The 15,545-nt window shown below is 70.7% G+C and carries 10 protein-coding genes; all 10 read right to left on the bottom strand.

Features of this window, described 5'->3' with window-relative positions; translation table 11 throughout:
- Positions 1 to 24: 24 nt before the first annotated feature.
- The 10 genes from FZN60_RS25720 to FZN60_RS25675 all read right to left on the bottom strand — a co-directional run bounded on the left by FZN60_RS25720 (position 25) and on the right by FZN60_RS25675 (position 15,461).
- Positions 25 to 2,751: an SEL1-like repeat protein gene (locus FZN60_RS25720; RefSeq protein WP_158876720.1), complete on the bottom strand. Its 2,727-nt coding sequence runs from the start codon at positions 2,749 to 2,751 to the stop codon at positions 25 to 27.
- A complete protein-coding gene (locus tag FZN60_RS25715; protein WP_158876718.1) occupies positions 2,748 to 3,872 on the bottom strand; it encodes an alginate lyase family protein in 1,125 nt (374 codons plus the stop codon). The genes FZN60_RS25720 and FZN60_RS25715 overlap by 4 nt, the downstream gene beginning before the upstream one ends.
- Complete coding sequence (locus tag FZN60_RS25710) at positions 3,865 to 7,548, bottom strand: NosD domain-containing protein (RefSeq protein ID WP_158876716.1); 3,684 nt, start codon at positions 7,546 to 7,548, stop codon at positions 3,865 to 3,867. The genes FZN60_RS25715 and FZN60_RS25710 overlap by 8 nt, the downstream gene beginning before the upstream one ends.
- A gap of 199 nt (positions 7,549 to 7,747) precedes the next feature.
- Positions 7,748 to 8,890 carry a PilZ domain-containing protein gene (locus tag FZN60_RS25705; RefSeq protein WP_158876714.1) on the bottom strand — a complete coding sequence of 381 codons (1,143 nt, stop codon included), beginning with the start codon at positions 8,888 to 8,890 and terminating at the stop codon, positions 7,748 to 7,750.
- Positions 8,891 to 8,927: 37 nt separating this feature from the next.
- Positions 8,928 to 10,433 carry a glycosyltransferase gene (locus tag FZN60_RS25700; RefSeq protein ID WP_158876712.1) on the bottom strand — a complete coding sequence of 502 codons (1,506 nt, stop codon included), beginning with the start codon at positions 10,431 to 10,433 and terminating at the stop codon, positions 8,928 to 8,930.
- Positions 10,417 to 11,727: a UDP-glucose dehydrogenase family protein gene (locus FZN60_RS25695; RefSeq protein ID WP_158876710.1), complete on the bottom strand. Its 1,311-nt coding sequence runs from the start codon at positions 11,725 to 11,727 to the stop codon at positions 10,417 to 10,419. The genes FZN60_RS25700 and FZN60_RS25695 overlap by 17 nt, the downstream gene beginning before the upstream one ends.
- A 212-nt stretch (positions 11,728 to 11,939) precedes the next feature.
- Positions 11,940 to 12,524 (bottom strand): Crp/Fnr family transcriptional regulator, encoded by a 585-nt coding sequence (locus tag FZN60_RS25690; RefSeq protein WP_158876708.1) that lies wholly within the window; start codon positions 12,522 to 12,524, stop codon positions 11,940 to 11,942.
- A 906-nt stretch (positions 12,525 to 13,430) separates the two neighbouring features.
- Complete coding sequence (locus FZN60_RS25685; RefSeq protein ID WP_158876706.1) at positions 13,431 to 13,856, bottom strand: SLOG family protein; 426 nt, start codon at positions 13,854 to 13,856, stop codon at positions 13,431 to 13,433.
- 187 nt (positions 13,857 to 14,043) lie between these two features.
- Complete coding sequence (locus tag FZN60_RS25680; protein ID WP_158876703.1) at positions 14,044 to 14,862, bottom strand: alpha/beta fold hydrolase; 819 nt, start codon at positions 14,860 to 14,862, stop codon at positions 14,044 to 14,046.
- Positions 14,863 to 14,936: 74 nt separating this feature from the next.
- A complete protein-coding gene (locus FZN60_RS25675) occupies positions 14,937 to 15,461 on the bottom strand; it encodes a CAP domain-containing protein (protein WP_158876700.1) in 525 nt (174 codons plus the stop codon).
- Positions 15,462 to 15,545: the final 84 nt, after the last annotated feature.

Here is a 15,545-nt window from a genome sequence, read left to right as displayed (position 1 = left end):
CCGTTCGCGGTTCGGCCGGCAGGCCTATTCGAGCTCGATGGAATCCCGGTCGGCGTCGGGGCCGGCCGTTTCGATCTGGCGGATGGTGCGGCCGGCCAGAAGGTTGCCGCCGGCTTCCGAGCGCTTCAGCCAGCGCAGCGCCTCGTCGCGGTCGCGCGCCACGCCATCGCCCTCGAGATAGGCGACGGCGAGCTGGTAGGTCGCGGCGGGATGGCCACGCTCGGCCGCCCGCGTCAGCCAGGCGATGCTCTTGGCCGGATCGGTCTCGCCCCCCGTACCGAGCGCGAAGATGCGCGACAGGTCGTACATGGCGGTGGCGTTGCCGGCGTCGGCCGCCTTCTGCAGCCAGGCGATGCCGTCCTGCGGCGCGCGGGCGACGCCCATGCCGTTGAGGAGGAGGTGGCCGAGGCCGGCCATGGCCTCCTTGTCGCCCCCGCTCGCCGCCCCGAACATCAGGCCGGCCGCCAGATCCGCGTCGTGGGACGGGCCGAAGCCGTTGAGATAGGTGACGGCGAGCGCCCGGCCGGCCGCGACGGAGCCGCGCTCGACCTGCTGGCGCAGGAGATCCACCGCCCGGCGCGGGTCGCGCTTGGCGTCGGAGAAGCTCAGCCAGTCGGCTTCGAGGATCGCGGCCTCGGGGCTGTCGGAGGAGCTCTGGACGAGGACGCCGCCGATCAGGTCGTTGGCCTTCTTCGGGTCGCGCGCCACGCCGTAACCGAGGAGGTAAGCGTCCGACAGGAGGAGCCGGGCGGCGATGTCGGTCGGATCGCGGGCGAGCACGGTCTCCAGAAGCTCCACCGCCTCCGCCTGCTTGGGGGCGTAGGAAATGTTCGAGAGGTAGATGCCGGCAAGGGCGATGCTCGCCTCGTCCGAGCCGAGCGCCACGGCACGCTCCAGCATCGACACGCCGCGCTCGTGCTCCGGGGCCGCCGCGCCGGTGTCCATCAGCGTGCGGGCGAAGACGACGAGCGCCTGCGGGTCGGGGTTACGACCGACAAAGGGCTGCAGCACGCGCCGGGCCGCCTCGGCGAGGTCGGGCCGGCCGCCCGCGACGAGGATGCGGGCGAGGCTGACGGCCGAGGCCGCGGTCGTGGCGATCTCCTCGGCCCGGGCGATGGCCGCCGCGTCGAGGATGCCGGCGCGCAGGCGCCAGGCAACGTCTGCGCTGGCCGCGCGGGCGTCGCCCGCGGCCATGCGCGCGGCGTAGAAGCGCTCGCCCGCCGCCCGCTCGGCCGCGTCCCCGTCGCGCATCTCGAGGTCGGCGAGGAGCCAGCGCGCCGCCTCGACGTCGAGCGCCGCGGCCTTCTCGAACCAGCGCTTGGCGAAGGCCCGGCTCTTGGCGAAGGTCTGGCCGTAGGCGTACATCTTGCCGATGCGAAGGGCCGCCTGGCCGACATCGAGCGAGGCGGCGTCGAAGAGGCGGTCCACGGCCTCCTCGCGCGACAGGGCGGCGGGGCCGATGCGGCCGTCGAGCGAGAGCGCGGCGAGGGTGTAGCTCGACTGCGCGACGCCGGTGTCGGCGTCGGCCCGCAGGGCCGCAACGAGCGCGGTGCCCGCATCCTCCGGCATGGGGCGGCCACCGAGCCGCAGCCAGGCGTCGAGGGCGAGACCCGCGGCGATGCTGCCCTCCAGCGTGCGCCGGTGCAGGAGCGGCAGGAGCCGGACCTCGAGGAGCGCGCCGTCGGCGCTGGTGCGGAAGCGGGCGGCGAGGCTCGCCAGCGCGTCGGGATCGCTCGCGATCGGCGCGAGCGCGGCGTCGATGCGGGCCGTGCGCAGCTCGGGCGAGACGTCGCCGCGCAGCGCGGCGCGAAGGTTGAGGCTGGCGAGTTGGGCGGCGGCGCGCGGCGTGCCGGTCTCCGCGGCCCAGGCGAGCCACTGCCGGCCCTCCTCCTGGGGAACCGACAGGAGGCCGAGATCGGCCGCGTCGTCGCCGATCGCCATGGCCGCGTCGCTGCTGCCGCCGCGCGCGGCGCGGCGCAGGAGGTCGAGCGCGCGGGCCGGATCGGCCGGCCCGCCGACGCCGTGAACGAGCCGGCCGGCGAGTTCCACCATGGCCGGGACGTGGTTGAGCGCGGCGGCGGCTTCCAGCCACTTCGTCGCCATGGCCTCGTCGACCCCGGTCAGGAGGCCGTCGCGATAGGCGTGGGCGAGCGAGACCATGGCGCCGGCCGAGCCGTTCATCGCCTTGTCCCGCAGCTCGGCGAGGGCGACCTGCTTCACCGTGTCCGACGGCGCCTCGCCGCTGCGGGCGATGTCGAGGAGCGCCGACAGGCTGCCCATCACGGCCGCCGCCTTCATCAGCGACTCGGGGCTCTCCTCGGCCTGAAGCCAGCCGTCGCGCACGGCCACCGCCAGGAGGAAGGCGGCCTCGCCGTCCTGGCGGAAGGCCGCCTGGCGCAGCATCGGGCCGATCTCGGCGAGAAGGGCGCGGTCCTCGTCGAAGAGCGCCAGCCGGGCGAGCGCCGCGAGCGTTTCGGGCGAGCGGTCGCCGGCCGCGATCGCCTCGCGATAGGCGCGCACCGCGCCCGGTCGGTCGGGGGCCCGCAGGGGATTGGCGGCGCTGACCGGCAGGCCGACCGCGAGGAAGTCGCCGAGCGCCCGCCGGTCGGCCGCGGCCGGGCTCGCGGCGAGGCGCTCCAGCGTCGCGCGGCTCGCCGCGAGGGCGCCGTCGGCCTCGGCGGCCGAAGCGAGGTGCGGCCCGGCGAAGCCGAGAACCGAAGCGAGAAGAAGGGCGCGCTGAAGCGTCGTCATCGCGGCTGTCCCCAGAAGCAGGTGGCGTTGCCGCCGACGAACTCGTCGATGAGCGGGCGCTGGCCGGCGAGCCGGCTGTCCACGAGCGCGTCGAGGCGCCCGAAGGCGAGCTCGCTCCCGCCGCGCGCGGCGGCTTCGGTGAAGGCCATGTAGTGGCGGCCGTGGCCGCGGGTTTCCATGAAGCCGAGATCGGGCTTCAGGTAGTCCTTCTCGGGCCCGGGAATGTGGTTCTCGGCACTGTAGACGGTGGCGAGAAGCGGCGCGTCGAGGCCGTTGAGGAGCGCCGACAGGAGCGTCGCGAAGCTCTTTCGCCCGTCCGGCGAGGCTTGCGCGTAGAGGTCGAGCCCGTGTCCGCGGGCGGCCTCGGCGATCACGGTGAGGCTCGCCAGGGTCTGGCGCTGGTACCAGAGGGCGCGCGCCCCGCGCCGGGCCTCCAGCGGCAGCGTGCCGTCGGCGCGGGTTTCGGCGAGCGTTTCGCGGAAGCGCCCGACGCCCTTCTCGAACAGGGCCTCGTCGCCGACAATCGAGCCCCAGACCATGAGGACGCTGTCGGCGAGGGTGCGGTGGTTGTTGAGGTCGACGTCGCCATCGAAGCGCGCGTCGATCCGGCGTACCAGCGGATCGATCCAGTCGCGCAAGGTTTTCGCCTCCTCGTCCGTCAGCGTGGGGGACAGGACTTGGAAGGCGACCGCGAGCGGCAGGAGCTGGCGCTTCAGCGCGTAATAAGGGTCGTAGGCTTCGGGCGTCGCCTCGAAGGCATCGGCCTCCGCCCAGGCGAGCATCAGCTCCGCGAGCTGGCGCCGGGCCTTCTCGTCGCCCCCGAGCGCCCGGCCCGACAGGACCATGACCGCCCAGGAAAAGTCCTCGGCCGAGTTGTCCGAGCCGTAGCCCTCGGTCGGCTGGAGCGCGGGGATCGGCGCGAGGCGCCGCCAGGCGGACTTGGCCGGGATCGCGAGGCATGCGGCGCGCACGGAGGCGAGTTCCCGCGTCTTCAGCGCCGCCTGCCGGGCGGGCACGTCGAAGAGGCCCGTCCAGCCGTCCGCCCGGGCGGCGCCCGGCAGAGAAAGCACGAGGCCGGCGAGAACGGCGAGGGACGTCAGGCAGCGGCGCGCGTCAGCCATCGGAACGGCCTCCCAGAGTGACCTTGGCCTGGGGCGAGCCGCCGGGCGCATTGCAGGAACGGGGCTTGCCGTCGGGGCCGATCGGCACGGCCGGCGCTTTCGTGCGGGCCTTCAGGGGCGCGAAGCCCGGCAATTCGCAGGCCTGCCCGTGATGGGCGTTCGCGGAGGGCTCGGGCTGGCAGGTGTTGTCGACGGCGACCGCGGCGTTCTCGCCGATCTGGAGGAGATACGAGGACAGGAGGCGCAGATCGCCGGAGAAGACCTGGTTGCGCTGGTCGTTGAAGGCGTTGCGGTCGAGCATGATGGTGGTGGCGCCGGCCGAGTTGATGCCGAGGTGGTTGGCGACGAAGCGGTTCTGCCCGAGGATGGTCGTGGCGACCGGCTCGAAGGGATCGAGCACGAAGTTGCGCAGGAGCCCTTCCGGGGAGGTGCGCAGGTCGGAGGCGTAGATATCGGCGCCCGAGGCGGCGTTGTTCTCGACCGTGTTGTCGTAGAGCGCGACGGCCGCGCTGTTGCGCACCTTGATGCCGGCGCGGCGGTTGCCCTTCAGCATGTTGGACAGGGCGATGTTGCAGCCGCTCTCGTAGAAGGACAGGCCGTCGCCGCCGTTGTTCCGGGCGGTGTTGGCGTAGACGACGTTTCGGAGGCTCTGGCGGTCGAGCATGATGCCCGAACCGTGGTTGTCGACCGACAGGTTGGCGAAGATGAAGCTGTCGTTGACCTCGCGCGAAACGATGATGCCGTGCTTCTTAAAGGTGCCGTAGGCGGTGTTGAGCGCGATCACCAGGCCGTGCGAGCGGTCGTGCGGGTCGATGCCGTAGACGACGTTGTCGCGGTACTCGTTGCCGACGACGAAGACGCCGTCCGCCTCGTAGCTGTAATAGCCGTAGCGCAGGTTCTCGAACGAATTGTCGACGATGTCGCCCTTCGGGCTCGCCGGGCCGAAGCGGTAGAGGTCCTGCACCGCCGCGCCGCTCGACTGGGTGAGCCCGTAGGCCTTGCCGGAATCGTAGCCGAGCATGGCGAGGCGGCTGCCCGCGATGGCGAGGTGGCTGCCGCCCCAGGCGGTGATGAAGGGGCGGAAATCCGCCTTGGTCTGGTCAGTCGCCTCGGCCGGGCGGTTCCCCGCCTCGTCCCAGCCGACAAAGGCCGTATCCTGCACGACGAGGCTGCCGGCGACCGCCAGGAAGGCGCCGGTGGTGGCGCTGAAGCGGTATTGCGAGAACTCCTGGCCGGACATCACGAGGGAGGCGCCCGGCAGGACGACGACCGGCACGCGGACCATCAGGACGCCGCCCTCGGACGAGAGCATGCCGAGCGCCGCGGCGTCGGGCAGCTGGCGCATGAGCTGGCCGAAGCTCATCGTGCCGCTCTCGATCGCGATGTAGCGCGGCCAGGTGAGCTTCTGGGCGCGCTGCACCTCGTAGATCGCCTCGCGGCCCTTGGCCGTCAGCTTGAAGGCTTCCTGGCTGAAGGGGCTGAAGCCGAGAATGGCGATGCTCGCCTTGCCGCCGCTCGGCGCGGGCATCCGCGCGCGCAACGCCGCGGCGGTGTGGCCGGACACGTCCGGCAGCTCGACCCGCTCGGGCGCGTCGAGGCCGGCGATTGGCGCGGTGACGAGCTGGTGGCCGACGGCGAAGTTCGCGCGGGCGGTCGGCACCGCGGCCGGCGCGAGGGCGGTCACGGCATTGCCGGGATCGATCCAGCCGCGCCGGTCGAGCCGCGTCGCCTCGCGCTCGGCCGCCTCGCGAAAGGCGGGAACGCGGATGTCGTAGGGCAGCGGGCGCAGGTCGGCGACGAGGCGCGACAGGTCGTCCTCGGCCGCGAAGCGGGCGAGCGCGACGCGCGCGGCGAGCCGGTCGCGGGCGGGGCCCGCGGCAAGAAGTTCCCGGCGCCGTTCGGCATCGTCGAGGGCGCCCTGCCCCGCCTGATGGGCGGCGACGGCTTCCTGCGCCTCGGCGCGGGCCCGCGGATCGGCGATAAGCGCGATCGCCGCGTCGGCGCGCCCGAGATCGCCGAGCTCGGCGAAGGCGCGGGCGATCCGGACGCGCTCAGCGCGCGCATCGGCGGTCCCGAGAATCCCCTGCGCCTCGTCGAGGCGGGCCAGGGCGGCGCCCTGCTCCGCCCGGCCGAGCGCGCCGGCCAGGGCCGCGAGGGCGCTCGCCCGCGTCTCGCTTCCCGCGATCGCGTCGATCGCCGAACGGGCCTCGTCCGGCGCGCCAGCCTCGGCGCGGGCTTGGGCGATGGCTTCCAGAGCGCGGTCGCGGTCCTCGGAGATCGTCAGGCGGTCGGCGATGGCCTGCGCGTCCTCGATCCGGCCGCTGCGGGCGAGAGCGCGCGCCAGGCCACTTTCCGCGAAGGAGCGGTCGTCGGGGCGGCTCGCCTCCGGCAGGAGCGCCCGCGCGTCCTCGATGCGGCCCGCATCGGCTAGGCGCTTGGCGAGGCGCGAGAAGCCCTGCGAGCGGGCCTCCGGCGCGGTGATCGCGGCGGCGCGCTCTTTCGCGACGTCGAAGGCGTCGCCGGCCGCGAGGCGGTCGACGATCCGCGCGGCGGTGTCGCCGTTGTCGACGGGCGAGACGGCGATCCGCTCCAGGACGTCCAGCGCGGCCCGGCGGTAACCGTTCTCGCGCAGCTTGTCGGACACGGCGATCTCGGCATCGGCCCGCGCCTTGTCGCGGATGATCAGCGCGGCGATCTCGCCGGCCCGCAGCGGATGGCCGGACTCGAACAGCCGGTCGACGAGGCGGCGCAGCGCCCCGTCCTGCGGCTTGTTGCGGCCGAAGGACTTGGCCGCTTCCAGGCCGAGCGGCTCGTTGTCGGCGGCAAGCGCTGCGTCGAGGATGTCGCCGAGACGCGCGTCGCGCATCTTCTCGTCGCGATCCATGGCCTGGGCGGCGGTCAGCGCCGCGCGCAGCCGCCCCGACGCCAGGGACTCGCGGGCGCGGCGGTCGAGCTCGGCGGCCTCGGGCAGCGCGTCGTCGTCGGTCTCGCCGGTCGCACTGGCGCGCAGCCTGAGCCTAGCGAGATCCTGGTAGAGGCCGGCGCGGGCGGCCGCCGTGTTCATGAGGTCGCTCGCCTTCGCCGCCGCGGCGGGCACGCGGCCGGGCGCGGCGGCCGACAGCACCGCACCGCGCAGCGCACCGTTGCGGGTCGGATCGCGCTCGATCGCCTGCGCCTCGTCGATCGCCCGCTCGGCGAGGCGCTCGGCCTCCTCCGCTTCGCCGAGGGCCGCGTGGGCGCGGGCGAGAGCGGCCCAGGCCGCGGAGCGGTAGGCGGGATCGGACAGGCTCCCGGCCGTGGCCTTGATCTCGACGTCGAGGCCGGTGGCGCCGGCGCCGAGGCTCGGCAGCAGCACGTCGACGAGCGACATGCGCAGAACGTCCGGCGTCAGCCCCTCGCGCCCGAGCCGCGTCAGCGCGTCCCGGGCGGCCTGGGAGCCGACCTCAGGCGAGGCGAAGCCGGCCAGGATGTCGATCGCTTCGATGGAGCCGCGCAGGAGCCGCGCCCGCTCCTGCGGATCGCGCGCCGCGTCGATCGCGGACGCGTTGGCCTCGACGATCGACGTCGCGGCGACGAGCTCGTCGTCGAAGCTCGCGAATGCCGGGGCGGCGACGGCCAGACCCGCGGCGAGGCAGGCGACGCGAAGAAGCAGAAAGGGCGGGCGCAGCGCGGGCATCGATCGGATCCTGTCGCGTTGGCGGGGTCCCGGCGGCCCGGACGGGCCGGCCGGTCGATTGCGGCTCGGCGTCACGCCGCCGCGCGTTTGGAGCGGCCCGTCTTGGTCGTTGCCGCGCGGCGGGCGATCGCGCGGCGCAGATACGTCCTCCGGCACCGCGTGAACCGACCCGTGAGGTCGGGTCATGCGCCGGCCGGCCTCAGTCGGCCCGGAGCCGGTCCGAGGTTCCCCTGATGCCGTCCGGCCGGTCGGCGGCCGCGACGGTGCTCGGCCGCAGCACCGAATGCACCACGCGGCCGAGGGTGGAGTCGGTGAAGAGATCGAAGGTCACTTCCACCGGCTGGCCGACCATCGAGGAGGACAAAGCGCGCTCGGGATCGAGCACCACGGTCAAGGGGTCGCGCGGCAGGGTCTCGTCGCCCCCCTGCCCCGGCCGCCACAGGATGTCGGCGTCGTCGACGCGGCTGCCGTCGGCGTAGACGATGGTCGCCTTGCTGACGCTGTAGAGGCTCATCAGCTGGTCGGGCGGCACGAGGGCCGAGACGATCACCGGCGCGTCCCGGCGCATCAGCTGGAGCACCGTGTCGCCGGTCTTGACGAAGTCGCCGTTGGAGAAGCGCTGGTCGACCTGGAGGCAGTCGCAGGGCGACTGGATCACGATCGGGTTGCCGACCGGCGGGTTGACGGTGAGGATCGGCTCGCCGAGCGCGACCTGGCTCTTCGTGTTGACGAAGCCGATCCGGCCGATCGCGGGCGAGGCGAGGTTGACGGTCTTGGCGGCGACGCTCGCGGTCTGCGCCCGCACGACGTAGAGCTCGTCGTAGACGTTAGCCCAGAGAAAGGCGCCGAGCGCCCCGATGATCGCCATGACCGCCGTGGCGGTCGCGAGGCGGCGACCGAGGCCGGCCATCCGCCCCATGAAGCCGGGCACCTCGGCCGCGGGCGGGTTGCGCGAGCGGCCCGAGCCGGTTCGCCCGGCGACGTCCAGCACCTCGCCGACCTCGACGATCTCGCCGGTCAGGATCGCGTCCGCGACGTAGCGCAGGAGGCTCGCCTGGCGCTCGTTGATGTCGACGAAGGCGAAGCCCGCCCGCGTGCCGTCCGGCGCCACGTAGCGCGCCTCGGCCTGGACCGAGATGCCGAGGTCGTAGCCGCCGAGCGGCACGCGCAGCTCCGCGAGGACGCGCTCGCCCGGCCGGAACTCGGATCCGGCCTTCAGGGCGAAACCGCCGAGCGACCAGTCCAGGACCTCGTAGGCGCGGCCTCCCACGTAGGCCTGCATGGGAAGGCGGTAGCGCGGGTGCTGGCGCTGCGTCTCGGCTTCATAGCGGATCGATGCCACGGCGGCGGCTCCTATCGAAAAACGGCCTGAAGGAGGCTCAAGGGACGAACCTGGTGATGCCGATCATCCAGGAACAAAGGGCGACGAGGGCGAGGACGCTGGCCGAATGGAAGGCGACGGTTTCGACCGTCCTGGCGGCGGCGAGCGGCGAGGAGCCGGTCTTCTTCTTCAGCGTCGTCTTCTGCCGGGTCCACTTCTGACGGTCCATCCGGAAGAAGATGTAGGTCTTCATCAGGGAGCCGTAGATCTGATTGAAGTAGAGAAGGAACGGATAGGTGATCGACACCCGCGGCCGCGACGACAGGAGCAGCAGCGTCAGCGCGTAGCGCGAGGCGAGGATCCAGATCGCGTAGACCAGGATGGTGAAGGGCGAGACGAAGAGCGTCGCCAGGATCGCCGAGGTGAAGCCGACGAGGCAGGTCCACATCGACACGCGCTGGTCGAGGATCGCCCACCAGGTAAAGGCGCCGATGCGGCGGGGACCCAGCGCCAGCGCGCGGCCGTTGGTGCGCAGCATGTTGCCGTACCAGCGCACCATCAGCATGGCGGCCGAGCCGAAGAAGCTGTCGGTCGGCGGATCCTCGATGGTCACGACCTTGACGTCCGGCAGGTAGAGCATCTCGTAGCCGCTGCGCAGCAGAAAGAACCACGAGGACTTGTCGTCGCCGGTCAGGAACTTGAAGCGGCCGAAGCGGGGATGGTCGATGAAGTCGACCTCGACCTGGCGCACGAAGTTCGGCTCGCAGACGATCGAGGCGCGAAACATCGACATGCGGCCCGTCAGCGTCAGAACGCGGCGCGACAGGCCCATGGAGGACATCAGGATGTGGCGCTGGGCGAAGCGCAGCGAATACCACTGCTTGAAGAGCTTCGAGCCGTTGACGCGCGCCGTCTCGTCTGTGGTGAGCGCGCCCACCTTGGGATCGTGGAAGAAGGGGTAGCAGCGCGCGACGAGGTCGTCGGGCACGATGCTGTCGCCGTCGATCACCGCCACCATGGCGTCGGGCGGCGGCATGAGGCGCGAGATGGCGCGGAAGCCGAAGGCGAGCGCGTCGCGCTTGCCCGTCCCGTCGATGCGCACGAAGACGAGGTCCACCGCGTCGCCGGGCTTCACCATGGCGTCGAACAAGCGCCGGATGAGGCGCTGGTCGGACATTTCCACGATCGAGGCGACGATCGTGGTCCGGGCGGGCGCGGCGAGCGCGGCCCGGATCGCGGCCCGGTAGACCTCGACCGTCGTGGCGGTCGGGATGCGGAACGAGGTGACGAGGAAATAGGCCGGCGGCGGCGGACGGTCGGCGACCGCCCGGGCCGCGCGGCGCTTCATGCGCGGGAAGGCGAAGCTGCGATAAAGGACGCTGCGCCCGAAATGAAGGAGCCCCCAGCCGTAGCGCCACGCACCGATGAGGCCGATCGCGAGGCCGGTCTTGGAATCGATGATCGCGTAGGCCTGCTTGGGAAGGGACGTCGCCAGAACGGCGACGCCCAGGATGAAGAGCAGGTGAGCGACCGGACGTTCCGAGAAGTCACCAGCAGATGCCATGATAGTTCCCCTCCGAGCGCCGCGCCCGGTCGAGCCGCACGAGGTCGATGATCGGCGTGCCCGCGGGGACGCGCTTGATCGAGCCGTTCATCTCGGCGCCGTTGCCGACGACGATGACGTCGGAATCGTCGATCACCGTCTCGATGTCGTCCTTCAGGAGGTCGGCGAGATGGGGCAGGCGCGAGCGCACGAAATTGGCGTTGGCGCCGGTCAGGCGGTTCAAACGGATGTTGGGGTCGTAGATCTTGATCTGGTAGCCGCGGCCGTAGAGGCGCTCGGCGAGCTCGACGAGCGGGCTCTCGCGCAGGTCGTCCGTGTCCGGCTTGAAGGACAGGCCGATGAAGCCGATCCGCCGCTGGCCGTGGGCAGCGATCATGGAATAGGCGCGGTTGATCTGCGCCTCGTTGGCGGAGAGCGTGGCTTCCAGGAGCGGCACGGGCGTTCCCTGGCGGCGCGACATCGAGATGATGGCGCGAAGGTCCTTGGGCAGGCACGAACCGCCGAAGGCGAAGCCGGGCTTGAGATAGGCCCGCGAGATGTTCAGCCGGTCGTCGGCGCACAGGATGTCGAGCGCGACGTGGCTGTCGATCCCGGCCTTGGACAGAATGTTGCCGATCTCGTTGGAGAAGGAGATCTTCACGGCGTGCCAGGCGTTGTTGGTATACTTCACGCCCTCGGCGGTGCGGATGTCGACGGTGAACTTCGGCCGGTCGAAGTGCTCGTGCATCGACCGGAGGCGCCCCAGCGTGATCTCGTCGCGCACGCCGAAGACGATGACGCCGGGATCGTGGTAATCGCGGATCGCCGTGCTTTCGCGCAGGAATTCGGGGAAGTAGGCGATGCCGAAGCCCTCGCCGGCCTTCATGCCCGATGCTTTCTCCAGCGCCGGCACGATGACCTCCTCCGTGGTGCCGGGCAGGCAGGTCGAGCGCACGACGACGGAGTGGAAGCTCTGCTTCTTCTTCAGCGCCGCGCCGATCTCCAGCGCGACCTTTTCCAGGTACTGGGTCGAAAGGCTGCCGTCGGCCTGCGAGGGGGTGCCCACGCAGATCAGCGACAGGTCGGTCGACAGGATCGCGTCCTCGGCATCGGAGGTGGCCGACAAGCGCCCGCTGACGACACCCTCCTTGATGAGCGTGTCGAGGCCGGGCTCGACGATCGGCGAGTGACCCTGGAGGAGCGGCGCGATCTTGTTCGGGTCGGGATCGACGGCGATCACCTGATGCCCGTCATGGGCAAGGCAGCTCGCGGATACCGCTCCGACGTAGCCTGCCCCGAAGATCGAGATTTTCATGGAATGCACCCCGTCGGTTGATCGATTGCCGCAGAGTACCGCAGTGCGAAATTCTTTCTTTAATCTGCATCAAGATAATGATCACAAATTATCAACCAACTCCCGTCAAATGAATGTCGACATCCGAGGTGGAGGCACAAAGCATCGCGCCACCGGAACTTGTGCTCCGGTGGCGCGATGCTTTGTGCTATGGAGCGCCGCGAGCGTCGCGGTCAGTGCCAGTAGGTCGAGGACCTCAGCGGCTTGGCGATGTCCTCCAATCCGGAAACGTCCCGGATGAAGAGCGTGCCGCGCCGGGTCTCGACGAGACCCATCTTCCCGAACTCGCCGACGACCCGGTTGAAGTGGATGTGGGTGACGCCCACCGCGTCGGCGAGAAGCGACTGCGTGATCGGCAAAGCGAGGGCGGCGGAAGCGCCCATGCCGGCGGCGAAGCGCTTGACGAGGTCGCAGAGCAGCGCCGCGATGCGGACCCGCGTGTCGCACCGCCCGAGGCTGGTGACCTGGTTGCGGATGATGGCGCTCTGCTCGTCCGCCATCGCCCAGAGGCCGGCATTCACGGCCGGCTCCACCCGCAGCACGTCGAGCATGGAGTCGTGGTTGATCCGGTCGATCCGCACCGCCGTCACGGCGGCGAGGGAGTCGTCGAAGGGGCTCGGGCTGTAGAGGTTGACGTTGCAGGCGTCCCCGGGAAACAGGAACATGATGATCTGGCGGCCGCCGTCCGGCAGCAGCCGATAGCGCATGGCGATGCCGGCGCCCACTGATACGATCTGCCGGCCCGTCGCGCCGGACATCGCGATTTCGCCGCCTTTCGGCGTCCAACTGCTGCGTACGGCCAAGCGATCCAACGCTTCGAGCCCCGCATTCGCCCCCGACACGTGCTGTCGAATCCGGCTGATGAACGGTATGCTTGAGATCAGCATGCAAGTCGATCCTTTGGCGGATAAAGGATCCCGCACGGGATCCGGTCCGCGAGTCCGTCGCGCGGCGCCCGTTCCATTTGCGAGATCACCGTTCGTTTGAAGCCCGGGGCGCAGCCTCGGCATACCCCGCCACTGCATTCGCCCTGCAGCGCCAACCCCTCCTTCTCGCACCACGATCGCCGCGGCGCGCAACCGCGCCCGCCCGATGTCGTCCAGTTCCCGGCCGACCGTCCCTGATCGCCGCCGCGCCCGACATCGCTTGCCGCGATGCCGGGCCGTCAGGCCCCGTCGGATCGCCGAACTTCGACATTGACGATGAAGCCTCCAGACCTCCGCAAAGTCAACATGTCTGATTAAGCAAAATCAACTAAATCGCAAATGAGCCACATATAACCTCAAGATAGTTTATTGCACGGCAAATGATGCCGGCGATTATCTACGGCACGCCGTTGGGGCACATCAAAGATAAGGAGGGAGTGAGAACTGAATTCTCGATCGGTGCGAGCAAAACCTGCGCCCCGGCATCGCGTCTTCGATCGCCGATGACCGGACAGCCTCGCGCCTCGCGGTCGAGCGAATGATCGGCGGCCATGGCTCTGCGCGCCGCGGGAAAGCTGCTCGCGATCTGCGCCGACAGGACGGTCGAGATCGGAGGCCGCTTCTATCCTCCGTCCGACCGCGTTGCAACTGACGGGTGTTGCCCTTCACGCATAGCTGGCTGATTTTGTTCGAGGAAATGGATCTCAGTGCATCAGTCGACATAGTGCTTCTGCACTTCTAGTCGCGTTCCCTCGCGAGGCGCGCGCGCGGGGCATGCCGGCGCGGCCAGCTCGCGAAGACAACGCGGACGCCGTTTCGGCGGGCGCGCGCCACCATGTCGAGGGCGTTACGATCGCCGGGAAAGGCGAGAACGACGTCGGGCTCTCCCTCCGCGATCATCTGCTGGTTCCGCTGCGCGAAGCTGCTGCGCCAACTTGACGGAAACTCGCACACCGACACCTTTCGAAGGTCCGCCCATTCGTCGGCGAAGGGATCGACGCCGGTCCGGCGCGCGGCGTGGATGATCGTCAGGTGGATGGCGCCGACGGAGGGAAGAACGCGCGCGGCGTAATCGCGGGCGATCCCGTCGAGGGCGGCGAACACGGCCTCGCGATCCGTCGAGCGCTCCCCGCCACAGACCAGAACCCGTATCGGAATGATCATCCCACCTCCTCCCGAAACGTCGTCGCGCTTTCCGGATCGATCTGATCACGCAGTCGAGCCGCCGACATTGTCTGAGGTGAAGGACTTGTGCTGCTTGCGACGCTTCGAGCGCCGCGGCCCCGCCATCAATCGGTCAGGGGGCGGCGCGGACGGATGCCCGCGCCGTCGTCCGAAGGAGGCCGAAGGCTCAGCCGATGAAGCGCAGGAGGTCGGCATTCAGCCGGTCGGGGGCGGTGGCGAAGAGGCCGTGCGGCTCGCCCTCGTACTCGATGTATTCGGCGTGCGGGATGGCCTTGGCGGCGGCGGCGCCGGAGGTCGCGATCGGAACCGTCCGGTCGGCCGTGCCATGGATGATCAGGGTCGGCACGGTGAAGGCCTTGAGGTCCGGGCGAAAGTCGGTCCGGCCGAAGGCGTCGACGCAGCGGATCATCGCGAGCGGGCTCGCCATGACGGCCAGGATGAACGTCCAGTCGAGAAGCTCGCGGCTGACCGGGCTCGATACGAGGCCAACGCCGTAGAACTGCTTGGCGAAGGAGCCGAGGAAGTGGAAGCGGTCCTTGCGGATCTCAGCCTTCATGCCCTCGAAGACGGAGGCGTCGACGCCGTCCGGATTGCTCTCGTCCTTGAGGAGGTAGGGCACCACGGCGCCGATCAGCGCCACCTTGGAAACGCGCGCGGTGCCGTGGCGGCCGAGATAGCGGGCGATCTCGCCGCCGCCCATCGAGAAGCCGACGAGCGTCGCGCCCTCGACCCCGGTGCCGTCCAGCACGGCCTTCAGGTCGTCGGCGAAGGTGTCGTAGTCGTAGCCCTCCGCCGGGTGGCCGGACTGGCCGAAGCCGCGCCGGTCGTAGGTGATCACCCGATAGCCGGCCTCGAGAAGGGCGAGCGTCTGGTACTCGAACATGTCGCCCGTCAGCGGCCATCCGTGGATCAGCACCACCGGGCGCCCGGTTCCCATGTCCTTCACGTGGAGGGCGATGTCGTCCTTGGTCTTCACGATCGGCATCGATCGAAACTCCTTGGTTGTCTCAGCCGACAACCGCGCGTCGCGCAGGAGCGTTCCGAAGCCGGCTGTCGATCCTACCGCGGGGCGGCGAGGATCATCGTCCAATAGGGCCGCCCGCCCCCGCCCGGCGCCGGCGAAGCGGCCATGCCCGCCTCGGTGACCACGGGATCGAGGAGGTTGCGGCGGTGGCCGGGCGAGCGCATCCAGCTCGTCACCGCCGCGCCATAGGTCGGCTGCCCCATGGCGAGGTTCTCCGCCGCGCCCCACCAATGCGTCACCCCCGCCGCGCGGATGCGCGCCGTCAGGGGCCCGCCCAGCATGTGGCTGACCGTGCCGGCCGCGGCCATGCGGCGCGAATGATCGGCGGCCGCCCGGCTCAAGGCGGGGCTGCGGCGCACCGGCGGCAGGCCGTTCTCGGCGCGGAAGGCGTTGACGCGGGCGATCGCCTCCGCCTCGTCCGCCGCCCCGACGCCCCCGATCCCGCCCCCCAGGCAGCCGGCGAGCGGCAGGAGGAGGGCGAGCGCGAGGCCGAGGGCGGCCGGACGGCGCAAGCGGACGGGAGCGGGAGCGGAAGCGGGGGAGGAAGCGCGACGGGCCATGCGGAGATCCTTGCGGGGCGACGGATCCCTTCGGCCGGACGGCGATCGCCCGCAATCCCATCTTTCCGGGATGCGGCACCGAGG

This window comes from Antarcticirhabdus aurantiaca, from assembly GCF_009765365.1.
GTDB lineage: Bacteria > Pseudomonadota > Alphaproteobacteria > Rhizobiales > Rhizobiaceae > Antarcticirhabdus > Antarcticirhabdus aurantiaca.
This window is presented reverse-complemented; position numbering and strand designations above follow the sequence as displayed.

Bases quoted from the DNA above. Each gene is read 5' to 3' on its own strand.
- FZN60_RS25720 (WP_158876720.1), bottom strand. From the start codon at position 2,751: ATGACGACGCTTCAGCGCGCCCTTCTTCTCGCTTCGGTTCTCGGCTTC.
- FZN60_RS25715 (WP_158876718.1), bottom strand. From the start codon at position 3,872: ATGGCTGACGCGCGCCGCTGCCTGACGTCCCTCGCCGTTCTCGCCGGC.
- FZN60_RS25710 (WP_158876716.1), bottom strand. From the start codon at position 7,548: ATGCCCGCGCTGCGCCCGCCCTTTCTGCTTCTTCGCGTCGCCTGCCTC.
- FZN60_RS25700 (WP_158876712.1), bottom strand. From the start codon at position 10,433: ATGGCATCTGCTGGTGACTTCTCGGAACGTCCGGTCGCTCACCTGCTC.
- FZN60_RS25695 (WP_158876710.1), bottom strand. From the start codon at position 11,727: ATGAAAATCTCGATCTTCGGGGCAGGCTACGTCGGAGCGGTATCCGCG.
- FZN60_RS25690 (WP_158876708.1), bottom strand. From the start codon at position 12,524: ATGTCCGGCGCGACGGGCCGGCAGATCGTATCAGTGGGCGCCGGCATC.
- FZN60_RS25685 (WP_158876706.1), bottom strand. From the start codon at position 13,856: ATGATCATTCCGATACGGGTTCTGGTCTGTGGCGGGGAGCGCTCGACG.
- FZN60_RS25680 (WP_158876703.1), bottom strand. From the start codon at position 14,862: ATGCCGATCGTGAAGACCAAGGACGACATCGCCCTCCACGTGAAGGAC.
- FZN60_RS25675 (WP_158876700.1), bottom strand. From the start codon at position 15,461: ATGGCCCGTCGCGCTTCCTCCCCCGCTTCCGCTCCCGCTCCCGTCCGC.